This window comes from Streptomyces justiciae (assembly GCF_015163075.1).
Lineage (GTDB): Bacteria > Actinomycetota > Actinomycetes > Streptomycetales > Streptomycetaceae > Streptomyces > Streptomyces justiciae.
In genome coordinates, this window is sequence record NZ_JADDXU010000004.1 from 236,854 (window position 1) to 248,647 (window position 11,794).

Sequence of the window (11,794 nt, forward strand, 5' to 3'; positions counted from 1 at the left end):
ATCCCTTCGCAGCCGGAGGCGGTCATGCGCGGAAGTCGCGGTGGTCGTCGTGATTGCCCATGAAGCGCCGTTCGACGACCGTTTCCCTGTCACCCGGACGCCGGACCGTGCCCGGTGTGGACATGAAGACGGTGAGGCCGATGAGACAGGCGAGCATCAGGACCAGACCGACGACGACGGAGCTGTAGCCGAAGACCATGCCCGCGCCCAGTACGACTCCGCCGATCAGGATGACTGGAATCATGACCGTCCCCCTCGATTGCCCGGACGAGCCTTCTCCCCGACGGAGAGGTTTCTCTCCGGTTCCCACTTGCAGCATCTCGGGGCGGAGCAGTCCGGCCCAGGGGCCGATCGGCCCCGGCCAGGGCCGATCCACCCCTCCTGTCGTGCGCCCGCGCATGGGACGGTGAGAGTGGAGCTCCGCGCTGCACGACGTTGCAGCCCGACACAAGGCGGTGGAAGCCATGGAGCTGCCCGTGGTCGTGGGCGTCGACGGATCGGAATCGAGTCTGCGGGCGGTCGACTGGGCCGTGGACGAGGCGGCCCGGCACGGCCTGCCGCTGCGCCTGGTGTACGCGTCCCTGTGGGAGCGCTACGAGGGCGCCCTGCCGTGGACCGATTCGGGCCGGCCGTCCGAGCAGGTGATGGCCGACGACATCGTCGGGATCGCGGCGGAGCGCGCCCGTCGGCGCAACCCCGAGGTCAAGGTGTCCACCGAAGTGATCGCGGACGAGGCGGTCGAAGCACTGCTGCGCGAGGGCCATGGAGCCGCCGCTCTGGTGACGGGCAACCGTGGCCGCGGTGAGCTCCAGGGACTGCTCCTCGGCTCGGTCGGCCTGACGGTGGCCGCCCGTGCCCACTGCCCGGTGATCGTCGTGCGCGGCGACCGCGCGGGCCGGGAGGGCACCCACGAGCGGATCCTCCTCGGCGCCGGTGAGCCGGCCACGTCCGGAGAGGCCGTACGGTTCGCCTTCCGCGAGGCCGAGGCACGCGGGTGCACCCTGGACGCGGTCCGTGCCTGGCGCTGCCCCGAGCACGAGACGGCCGACCATCCGCTGCTCGCCGGGCACGCCGCCCACGAGCACTCCGAGCAGGCCTCCGCCCTGCTCGACGCGGTGCTCCACGACGCCGCGGCCGACCATCCGGGAGTCGTCGTGCGCCGTGCCACCGTGGAGGGGCCGGCCCGCAAGGTGCTGCTGAACCGGTCGGCCGCCGCGGACCTCGTGATCATCGGGGCGCGCCGTAGGACCGGCCAATTCGGCCTCCAGCTGGGCCGCGTGGGACACACGCTGCTGCATCACGCGGCCTGCCCGGTCGCCATCGTCCCGCAGCGGGTGTGACCGTGCGCCGCCCCGACAGCCCCGCGGAAGCCGGCGAGGAACTCGCCCCCGCCCTGCGCGACATCCGGGCCGTCGTCTTCGACACCGACGGAGTGATCACCGACTCGGCCCGGGTGCACGCCGCGGCGTGGAAGACGGCCTTCGACGCCTTCCTGCGCGCCCACCCGCCGGAAGACCCGGCTCTGCGGCGGCCCTTCGACGTCCGCGACGACTATCTGCGCCACGTGGACGGCAAGTCCCGGCTCGACGGCGCCGCCGCCTTCCTCGCCTCGCGCGGTCTCGACACCTCGGCGGAGACGGTGCGGGCCGTCGCCGCCGACAAGGAGCGACTGTTCGTGGAACGGCTGCACGCGCACGGCGTGGACGCCTATCCGGGCACGGTCCGTCTCGTGCGCGCCCTGCGCCGGGCGGGGACGCCCGTCGCGGCCGCCTCCGCCTCCCGCCACGCCGGTGAGCTGCTCGACCGTGCGGCGGTGTTGGAGTTGTTCGACGTACTCGTGGACGGCGGCGAGGCCGCCCGCCTGGAGCTGCCCGGCAAGCCGCGGCCCGACCTGTTCCTGGAGGCGGTACGACGGCTCGGCGTCCCCGCCGCTCGTGCCGCCGTCGTGGAGGACGCCCTGGCGGGCGTGTCGGCGGGCCGAAACGGCGGATTCGCGCTCGTGGTCGGTGTGGACCGCGCCGCCACGGGGGACTCGGGGGACCGGCTGCTGCACAACGGTGCCGACATCGTCGTACGGGATCTCGCGGAACTGGTCGTGGCAGGGGAGACGAAGTGACGGGCTGGACCTGGCAGTACGAGGGCTACGCGCCCGCCGACGAACGGCTCCGCGAGTCGCTCTGCACGCTGGGCAACGGCTACTTCGCCACCCGTGGCGCGCTGCCGGAGTGCGCGGCGGACGACGTCCACTACCCCGGTACCTACGTCGCCGGCTGCTACAACCGGCTCACCTCCGAGGTGGTCGGCCGCAGCGTCGAGAACGAGGACATGGTCAACGTCCCCAACTGGCTGCCGCTGCGCTTCCGTCTCCCCGGCGGGCCGTGGCTCACCCCGGACGGCACTCCAGTGCTCGCCCACCGGCTGACCCTGCACCTCGCCTCCGGGATGCTGGAGCGGTTCACCCGCTACGACCTCGGTGAGGGACGTGTGCTGACGGTGCGTCAGCAGCGTCTCGTGCACATGGCCGACGCTCATCTGGCCGTCCTGCGCACCGAGTTCACCGCCGAGGGCTTCGACGGGGAGCTGGACGTCGAGGCCGCCCTCGACGGGGGCGTCGTCAACGCCGGTGTGCCGAGGTACCGGGACCTGGACGGCCGTCATCTCACCCACGTGCACACCGGCACCGCGGCACCTGACACCGTGTGGCTGCGCTGCCGCACCCGCACCTCCGACATCCGCATCGGCATGGCGGCCCGGCTGACCGCCGACGCTCCCGTCACCGACCGGCACGAACCCCCGAACGCCGTCCAGCAGGTGAGCCTGAACCTGACCCCCGGCCGCACGGTCGCCGTCGACAAGACCGTCGCCCTGCACACCTCCCGCGACCCGGCGATCAGCGACCCGCTGTACGCCGCCGTCGACCGGGTCGTCCGCGCCCCCGGCTTCGACGAGCTGCTGGAGTCGCACCTCACCGCCTGGGACCAGCTGTGGCGCCGAGCCGCCCTCGACGTGGCCGGGGAGTCGGGCCGCATCCTGCGCCTGCACCTCTTCCACGTCCTGCAGACCCTCTCCCCGCACACCGCCGACCTCGACGTCGGCGTACCGGCGCGGGGGCTGCACGGCGAGGCCTACCGCGGCCATGTCTTCTGGGACGAGCTGTTCGTCCTGCCCTACCTCAACCTGCACTTCCCCGGGGTCTCCCGCGCCCTGCTGCGCTACCGCCACCGCCGCCTTGAACAGGCCTGCACGGCCGCGCGGCAGGCGGGCCGCAAGGGGGCGATGTATCCGTGGCAGAGCGGCAGCGACGGACGGGAGGAGACCCAGCAGCTCCACCTCAACCCGCGCTCCGGGCGCTGGCTGCCCGACCACTCCCGGCTCCAGCACCACGTCGGCTCGGCCGTCGCCTACAACGTCTGGCAGTACTGCGAGGCCAGCGGCGACATGGAGTTCCTGCACACCAAGGGCGCCGAGATGCTGCTCCAGATCGCCCGGTTCTGGGCCGACTCGGCCGTCTACGACGACCGTCTCGGCCGCCACCGCATCAAGGGCGTGGTCGGCCCCGACGAGTACCACGAGGCATACCCCGACGCGAGCACACCCGGCCTCGACGACAACGCCTACACCAACGTCACCGCCGCCTGGGTCCTGACCCGCGCTCTGGAGCTGCTGCGCACGCTGCCCGAACCCCGCCGCCGTGAACTCGTCGAGCGCACCGGCTTGGACGGCGGCGAGCTGGAGCTGTGGGAGGACGTCTCGCGGACCCTGCACGTGCCCTTCCACGCCGGTGTCATCAGCCAGTTCGAGGGGTACGGCGACCTGGCCGAGCTCGACTGGGACGACTACCGCAGGCGCTACGGCGACATCCGGCGCCTGGACCGGATCCTGGAGGCGGAGGGCGACAGCGTCAACCGCTACCAGGCGTCCAAGCAGGCCGACGTGCTGATGCTCGGCTACCTCTTCTCACCGTCCGAACTGCACGGCTTGTTCGCCCGGTTGGGGCTGCGGCTCGACGACGAGACATGGCGCCGCACCGTCGACCACTACCTGCACCGTACGAGTCACGGCTCCACCCTCAGCGGACTGGTGCACGGCTGGGTGCTGGCCCGGGCGCGGCGGGCGGAGGCCTGGAAGTACTGCCAGGAGGCCCTCCAGGGCGACATCGCCGACGTCCAGGGCGGCACCACAGGAGAGGGCATCCACCTCGGCGCCATGGCCGGCACCCTCGACCTGGTCCAGCGCGGACTGACCGGCCTGGAGACGCGCGGCGGCGCCCTGTGGCTCGACCCGGTACCGCTGCCGGAGCTCTCCTCGTACGGCTTCGAGCTCCGCTACCAGGGCCACTGGGGCGTACGGCTCCATCTGGAGCGCGGTCGGCTGGAGATCACGGTGCCGTCGTCCGACGCCACCCCCATCGACGTGAGGCTGCCGGACCGCGCGGTGAGTCTGGCGCCGGGGGAGACGGGACGTCTGGTCCTGCCGGACTGACCGGACCGCTCCAGGGCCGAGCGTCCCTCAGGGGCTGTCATGTGGCGATCCGGATACCGGAGATGAGCTGCGTCTCCAGGTCGGACCGGACCAGCAACCGGATGTGATGCACCCGGTTCCCGGAGTCCTCCCAGGTGAGCGTCACCCTGGTCCAGCAGTGGCCCATCCCGCTGTCGTTGTAGACGACCTTCCAGGCGGCCGGAACGCCCTTGCCGCGCAGGACGCCGTCCTTGTGGTGCGCCTTCTCCCAGCGGGCCAGGTCCTCGCGCAGCCGCGCCGTGAGGTAGTGCTCGCGCAGCGCCTCGGCCAGCTTGTCGCGGCCGGAGTCGGACAGCACGTCGAGGTAGGCGCCGTAGAAGTCGGCGACCCGGCCGACCGTCGACCTCGGACTCCCGCTGCGGGCGGGCTCGTCGACGGTCGAGACCTTGGCCGCGGGACGCGTGCGGACGCCGGTCGCGGTCGTCGGCAGCGCGGCCCCTACGGCAACCAGCGCGCCGACGAGCGCGACGCGCCGCAGTATGCGTGACGGTGTCATGCCATGACTCCTCTCCTGGGGAGGAACCGCGTGTTCCTCAACTCCAGTACATCGCCAGGTGGTTGACGGCGACGGGGGCCGGTCGGCCCGAGCTGCCGGGCCGGTCGGCGGTCAACTGCCCGGGCTCGTCACGAGCCGGTGGCGCAGGGCCAGCGAGGCCAGCGTGACGAGCGCGACGGCGAAGCCGGCCAGGACGGTGAGGTCGCCCAGGATGGCGGACAGGTCACCATCGCGGGACAGCAGCGTCGTCCACGCGTCCACGGCCCACGCCTGCGGTACCGCGTGACCGGCGGTGCGCAGCCAGTCCGGCACCAGCGCCAGCGGCCACATGCAGCCGCCCAGCATGCCCAGCCCGATGCCGAGGGCGGGGCCGACCGCGTGCACCTGCTCCGGCGTACGGAACAGGGCCCCGGCCAGCACCCCCGCGCCCGTGCCCACCAGCGCCCACACGGTGATCAGCACACCGGCGGCCAGCGGGTCGCCCCACGTGACGTCGAAGGCCAGGGCCCCGATGGCGACGATCAGCAGGGACTGCAGGACGGCCAGCAGCAGGTAGGCGACCGTCTCGCCGAACACGAGGGCGCGGGCGGGGACGGGCGCCGCCAGGGCCCGCGCGTACACGCCGGTCCGACGGGTCGCCACGATGGCCGCGCCGCCCGCCAGGGCGTTGATGAACACGAACAGCACCAGCATGGTCGGGGTGCTGTAGCTGTAGCCGAGCGGCAGGTAGTCGCTCTCGCCGTTGACGGTCTGCGCCTGCACGACGAGGGGCGCGGACGCCTGTTCGGCGCCGCGGGCGAGCGCGAGGTTCCCGTCGAAGGTGCCGCCCGTCTGTTCACCGGCGAAGGCGGCGGCCTGGAGCCGCGCCGCGTGCCCCGCCACCACGGCCGACACCGAGGACACGGCACCGTGCCCGGCGCTTCCCGTGGGCTCCACCAGCACCCGCACGGCAACGGTGCGCCCGGCCCGCACCTCCGCGTCGAGACCCGCCGGCACCACCACGACCGCGTCCAGTTCCGCCCGGCGCAGCGCGGTCCGGGCGTCCGCCGCGGAGTCGTACGTCCGGGTCCGCAGGCCGGGGGCGCTCCGCAGCTCCGAGGCCAGCTCCTGGGCCACCGGGCCGGTGCGGCCGACGGGGACCAGACCGATCCGGAACTGGTCGAAGCCGCTGACGGTCACCCCGATGACGACGATGATGGCGACCGGCAGCAGCACCATGAAGAACAGGGCCGTCCGGTCGCGCAGGACGCGGGTCAGCGTCGCCCGGGTCACGGCGAGTGCGGTCATGGCGTCCTCCTGAGCCGAAGGAGCAGAGCGGTCACCAGGGCCACGGCCGCCGAGAACGCGGCGATGCCCAGCAGCGGGGCGCCCACCGCGGCCCAGCCGCGCACGCCGGTGCCCAGGTCGGTGAAGCCGCGCAGGGCCCAGCCGTTGGGCGTGAACAGGGCGAGGCGGCGGATCAGGGGAGTGGTGCCGGAGGCGAAGACGAAGTTGCCGCCGAGCAGCACGAGCGCGAAAACGAGGATCGAGGCGAGCCCCTGCGCCTGCTGCTCCGTCCGCACCAACGCGATGACCAGCGCGGTCAGGCACACCACGCACACCGCCATGGCCACACTGAGGGCCGCGACACCGAGCGGATCCGCCCAGCTCGCGCCGAAGGCCAGCCACGAGACCAGCGTGACGGTGGCGAGCCCGGCCAGGCTGTACACGAACGTCGACACCGACTTGCCGAGCAACAGCGCACCCCGCCCGACGGGAGCGGCCGCGATCCGGTCGAGGGTGCCCTGCTGCTGCTCGATGAAGTAGCCGCGCGCCCCGAAGCCGACCGTGAACAGCACGAAGAACATGCCCATGCTCGGTCCGAAGTAGCTGATCACCTTCAGCGCGTCGTCGGGCAGCCCCTCCGCCCGCACCTCTTCGGGCAGCCGCAACAGGGCCGCCTTCGCGGCGAGTTCGGGAACGTCCCGTTGCGGGGCGCCCGCGGCGACGGCCGTGGCGACGGACAGCCGGTCGGCGTTGACCTGGGCGACGTAGGACTCGGTGACCGCCCGGGCGAGCTGGGCCTGCAACCCGAAGTCGACGCTGTCCAGGACCTTCACGGGCGCGGTGGTGCCGCCGTGCAGGGCCTGGGTGAATCCCTCCGGGACGACGATCGCGGCGTGCACGCGGCCCGCGTCCACCGCGCGCCGCGCGGCGCTCTCGTCGCCGTAGGACCGCACATGGACCGTGTCTTCGAGCTCCGGGCTGTTGAGCACCTGGGTGAGTCCGGTGGCGGCCGGGCCGTGGTCCAGGTCGACGACGCCTATGTTCGCGCGGAACTCGGAGTTGTTGTTGAACGCCAGGGCCATCAGCGCCGAGATGAGGACCGGTGCCAGGAACACGATCACCCAGGCCGACCGGTCCCGCAGCCGCTGCCTCAGGTCCTTGGCGGCGATGGCGAGGACGACACGCACGGCTCCTCACTCCCTCAGCGCGGTGCCGGTCAGATGGAGGAAGACCGCCTCCAGGTCGGGTTCGTCGATCTCCACGCTGCGGATGTCGACCTGCTGGTCGTGGGCGAGGTCGAGGAGATCCGGCAGCAGGCTGCGCGCGTCCTTGACGACCAGTTCCACCACCTCGCCGTGGTCGCCGGTGCGGGCCGTGCCCTCGACGCGGGCCATGCCGCGGCAGGCATCCGCGTACGAGGCGAGATCGCCGACGGCGGACAGGCGGACGCGGTCGCGTTCGGCCACCAGCGCGACCAGTTCGCGCGGGCTGCCCTCGGCGACGAGACGGCCGCGGTCGATGATCCCGATGCGGTCGCAGAGCCGTTCGGCCTCCTCCATGTAATGCGTGGTGTAGAGGACGGCCATGCCTTCCTCGCCGAACCGGGTGACGCTCTCCAGGATCGCGTGCCGGCTCTGCGGATCGACCCCGACCGTCGGCTCGTCCAGCACCAGCAGGGTCGGTGAATGCACCAGCCCGGCACCGATGTTGAGCCGCCTGCGCATGCCGCCGGACAGCGCGTCCACCCGGTCGCCGGCGCGGTCGCGCAGCTCGATGAGGTCGAGCACCTCGTCGACGCGGCGCTCCAGGGCGCGGCGGGAGAGGCGGTACAGGCGTCCGAAGAAGCGGAGGTTCTCCCGGACGCTGAGGTCCGGGTAGAGGGCCACGTCCTGCGGCACGAAACCGATGAGCTTCTTGGCGGGCCCGGCGGCCGTGGTCACCGCCAGGCCCGCGACACGCACCGTCCCGGTGTCGGGGCGCAGCAGCCCGCAGGCCATCCTGATCGTCGTCGTCTTTCCCGCGCCGTTGGGCCCGAGCAGGCCGTACGTCTCGCCCGGAGCGATGCGCAGACTCACGTCGTCGACGGCGGTGCGGTCGCCGAACCGCCGGACCAGGTGCGCGCAGTCGAGCACGGCGGCGGGGTTCCCCGCAGGGGCGTTCATGGCATCACCTCAGGGAGGGAGAGCGGAAAGGGTCAGGGAGCGAGGGAGAAGTAGTTCTCCTCCTCCTGTGTGAAGTGCAGGCGCAGGACGGTGTGCAGCCCGTACAGGCAGGCCCGCAGGTCGTCCAGTTGTTCCGGAGTGGGGGCGCCGTCGGGACCCGCCAGGGCCAGATGGGTGGCGATGCGGCGGGCGAGGCGGTCGATCTCGGCGTGGGCACGGCTCATCGGGGCCGTGGCCTCGGGGCCACCGAGCGTCGGCGCGAGAGCGGGATAGAGCTGGTGCTCCTCGGCGTACTCGTGCGGCAGCAGCCGCTGCGTCAACAGCCGGTGCACCTCGGCGACCGGGGCCAGGGACTCCGGGCCCGGGGCGTCGGAGAGACGGTCGGCGGCGGCGCGCACGGCCTCCAACACGTCCTGAAGATCGTCGTGTTCGGCGGCGAAGCGGTGGATGAGCGACTCCGCGGAAGGGGTGAGCGCCGGACTGGCCGGCCTGTCGTCGCGCAGGGCGCGCAGGGCGTTGAGGATGACCGCGGCGTCGATGCCCTCCTGGAGCAGTGCGCCGACGGCCGGGGCCAGCAGTCCGGCCGCCGCGGCGGCCATCGCGGCGAGCGACAGCAGCATGCCGCCGAGCGCGCTCTGCACGGCGATGCGCCGCGACCGTACGGCGATGGCGACCGCGTCGGCCAGCCGGTCCACGCGGTCGGTGGTCAGCACGATGTCCGCGGCCTCGGAGGACGCCGTGGAGCCGTACGCCGCCATGGCCACGCCGATGTCCGCGGCGGCCAGGGCGGGGGCGTCGTTGGCGCCGTCGCCGACCATGACGGTGACCGCGCGGCGGCGTTCGGCCCGGACCGCGTCGACCTTGTCGGCCGGGGAGAGCCCGGCTCGCACACCGTCGAGGCCGAGGACGGCACCGACCTCGCGGGCGGGCTCGGCACGGTCACCGGTGAGCATCACCAGCCGGCCGATGCCCGCGGCCCGCAGCCGGCGCAGGGTGCGCGGCGCGTCGTGGCGGAGGGGGTCGCGCAGCAGGACGGCACCGACCGGGCGGGAGTCGACGGTGAGCCAGACGACGGTCGCCCCGTCGAGGAGCGCCCGGTTGTCGGCCGCGTGGGCCCAGCCGGGCTTGTCGCCGGTCCCGTCCAGGCGGCCCACGGCCATCCGGCGGCCTGCCACCGTGCCGACGGCACCGCGGCCCGGTTCCTCCGACATGTCCGCCGGCACCGTGAGGCGCAGCCCCCGTTCGCGGGCGGCGGCGACGACCGCGCGGGCGAGGACGTGCGGCGAGTACTGGTCGAGCGAGGCCGCGAGGCGCAGCACCTGGGACGCCTGCCAGCCGGGCGCCGCCACCACGTCGAGCACGCGTGGACGGCCCACGGTGACGGTGCCGGTCTTGTCGAGGAGCAGCGTGCGGGCGCGACCGAGGTTCTCCAGCGCACCGCCGTCCCGGACCACCACGCCGAGCCGTGAGGCCCGCGACAACCCGGAGACCACAGCCACCGGAGCGGCCAGCAGCAGCGGACACGGCGTGGCGACCACCAGCACCGCCACCGCCCGCACCGCGGACCCGCTCACCAGCCAGGCCAGTCCGGCCGCCGCCACCGACAGCGGCAGGAACCAGGCCGCGTAGCGGTCGGCCAGCCGCACCACCGGCGCCGACTCCGCCCCGGCGCGCCGGGCCAGCCGGACGATCTCGGCGTAGGTGCTGTCCTGGGCGGTCGCCGTGGCCCGCAGCTCGAAGGCGCCGCCCGCGTTGACGACCCCGCTGCGCACCGACTCGCCCGGCGGCCGGCGCACCGTCAGCGGCTCGCCGGTGAGCATCGACTCGTCGAGCTCGGCCGCGGTGCCGACCACCCGTCCGTCCACGGGGACGACCTCGCCGGGACCGACGACCAGCAGATCACCGACGACCACTTCGTCGAGATCCACCCTCCGCACGTCGGTACCGGTGCGGCGCCGGGCGGTGCGGGGCACGTGCTCCAGCAGGGCGCGAAGATCGCGCGAGGCGCGCCGCCGTGCCGCCGCCTCCAGGGTGCGGCCCGTGGCCAGCATCAGGGCGATCAGGGCACCGGCCAGGTACTCGCCCACCGCCAGCGTGCCGCCCAGGGCCAGCACCGCGATCAGGTCCACGCCCGCCCGGCCGCGCCGCAGCGCCTCCAGGACCCAGCCCACCGCCGGCACGACGGCGACCACCGTGCCCAGCGCCCAGCACAGGTCGGCGAGTCGGGCGGCCCCCGCGAGCCGGAAGATCCCGCCGGCCGTCAGCGCCACGGCCGTGTCGGTGAGCAGCATCGCCTCGACGGTCGGCATGCGGGACAGGGCCGCCCGTAGCCGGAGCAGCCGCTCGTGCCAAGGGGTGTGGTCCATGACGGCCCTCCCCGGATCCATCGGAGCTCAGTCGTGCGGCACCACGGCGACCGGGCACGGCATGTGGTGCAGGGCCGAGTGGGCGACGGGCCCGAGCTTCCACGTCAGGCGGGACGGGTGCCGACGGCGGCCCACCACGGTCAGTCGGCTGTACGCGGAGGCGGACAGCAGCACCTGGGCCGGGACGCCCCGGACGACCCGCTGCACGAGTTCCACGTCCGGGAACTTCTCCCGCCACGGCGCGAGTTCGGCGGCGAGCCGACCGTGCTCCTCCGCCTGCCAGGCCTCGTCCCCCGGTTCGGTCAGCGTCTGCGGATGCGTCACCAGGGTCGACACCGGCAGCGCCCGTACCGCGAGCACCCGTGCCCCGTGCAGCTGCGCGGTGGTGAAGGCGAACTCCAGCAGCGGGGTGATGGTCGGCCCGTTGTGCTGCACGCCGACGACGATGTCGCCCCGGGCCTCCGCCGGCGGCTGCCACCCCTCGGGGACGGCGGGATCACCGGCGCGGACGATCACGGTGGGGCACCGGGCCAGCCCCAGCACGTGCAGGCTGATCGAGCCGAGCAGGAAACTCGCCACCGAGCCGTGTCCACGGGAGCCCAGCACCAGCAGGGACGCCGTCTCTCCGAGGTCGAGAAGGGCTTGGGCGGCCGGCTCGGACACCAGCTCCGTGGTGACCGTGAGGCCGACGTGACGGTGCAGCAGCTCCGCCTCCATGCGCTGGAGCACCTGACCGCCGTAGCGCTGCTTGCTGAGCGCCTCCTGGGGCACGGGCACGTTCAGCGGCTGGGTGGTCCAGGAGTGGAGCAGCAGCAGCGGCAGGCGCCGGTCCACGGCTTCGCGGGCGGCCCACCACGCGGCGGTCACGCTCGCGGGCGATCCGTCCAGCCCTACGACGACGGGTCCGGTCATGACGCACCTCCGGTGTCGGCGCGGGGCCCTCGGTCGACCCTGCCGCGCGCGTGCTCCCCTGCTTTCAGCGT

At 73.4% G+C, this 11,794-nt stretch carries 10 protein-coding genes; 3 read left to right on the top strand and 7 right to left on the bottom strand.

All coding sequences use genetic code 11. The annotated features are described in order from the left end of the window. Window positions 1–22: 22 nt before the first annotated feature. Complete coding sequence (locus IQ210_RS13495) at window positions 23–244, bottom strand: hypothetical protein (protein ID WP_194079197.1); 222 nt, start codon at window positions 242–244, stop codon at window positions 23–25. Window positions 245–464: 220 nt separating this feature from the next. Here IQ210_RS13495 and IQ210_RS13500 point away from each other — a divergent pair, with 220 nt between their 5' ends. The 3 genes from IQ210_RS13500 to IQ210_RS13510 are packed head-to-tail and all read left to right on the top strand — an operon-like array spanning window position 465 to window position 4,482. Then, a complete protein-coding gene (locus IQ210_RS13500; RefSeq protein ID WP_194079198.1) occupies window positions 465–1,340 on the top strand; it encodes a universal stress protein in 876 nt (291 codons plus the stop codon). A 2-nt stretch (window positions 1,341–1,342) separates the two neighbouring features. Further along, window positions 1,343–2,116 (top strand): HAD family hydrolase, encoded by a 774-nt coding sequence (locus IQ210_RS13505; RefSeq protein ID WP_194079199.1) that lies wholly within the window; start codon window positions 1,343–1,345, stop codon window positions 2,114–2,116. Next, the gene (locus tag IQ210_RS13510) at window positions 2,113–4,482 is read left to right on the top strand and encodes a glycoside hydrolase family 65 protein (RefSeq protein ID WP_194079200.1); all 2,370 of its coding nucleotides are present in this window, start codon (window positions 2,113–2,115) and stop codon (window positions 4,480–4,482) included. Before IQ210_RS13505 ends, IQ210_RS13510 begins: the two co-directional genes overlap by 4 nt. 37 nt (window positions 4,483–4,519) lie before the next feature. Here IQ210_RS13510 and IQ210_RS13515 read toward each other — a convergent pair whose 3' ends face one another. The 6 genes from IQ210_RS13515 to IQ210_RS13540 form a co-directional block, all read right to left on the bottom strand. Next, a complete protein-coding gene (locus IQ210_RS13515) occupies window positions 4,520–5,017 on the bottom strand; it encodes a hypothetical protein (RefSeq protein ID WP_194079201.1) in 498 nt (165 codons plus the stop codon). Window positions 5,018–5,128: 111 nt separating this feature from the next. Continuing rightward, on the bottom strand, window positions 5,129–6,304 hold the full coding sequence (locus tag IQ210_RS13520; RefSeq protein ID WP_194079202.1) for an ABC transporter permease: 1,176 nt from the start codon (window positions 6,302–6,304) through the stop codon (window positions 5,129–5,131). Continuing rightward, on the bottom strand, window positions 6,301–7,470 hold the full coding sequence (locus tag IQ210_RS13525; RefSeq protein WP_194079203.1) for an ABC transporter permease: 1,170 nt from the start codon (window positions 7,468–7,470) through the stop codon (window positions 6,301–6,303). Before IQ210_RS13525 ends, IQ210_RS13520 begins: the two co-directional genes overlap by 4 nt. 6 nt (window positions 7,471–7,476) lie before the next feature. Next, window positions 7,477–8,445, bottom strand: coding sequence for an ABC transporter ATP-binding protein (locus tag IQ210_RS13530; RefSeq protein WP_194079204.1), 969 nt, complete (start codon window positions 8,443–8,445; stop codon window positions 7,477–7,479). Window positions 8,446–8,477: 32 nt separating this feature from the next. After that, complete coding sequence (locus IQ210_RS13535; RefSeq protein ID WP_194079205.1) at window positions 8,478–10,811, bottom strand: heavy metal translocating P-type ATPase; 2,334 nt, start codon at window positions 10,809–10,811, stop codon at window positions 8,478–8,480. Window positions 10,812–10,838: 27 nt separating this feature from the next. Further along, complete coding sequence (locus tag IQ210_RS13540; RefSeq protein WP_194079206.1) at window positions 10,839–11,723, bottom strand: universal stress protein; 885 nt, start codon at window positions 11,721–11,723, stop codon at window positions 10,839–10,841. Window positions 11,724–11,794 lie beyond the last annotated feature (71 nt).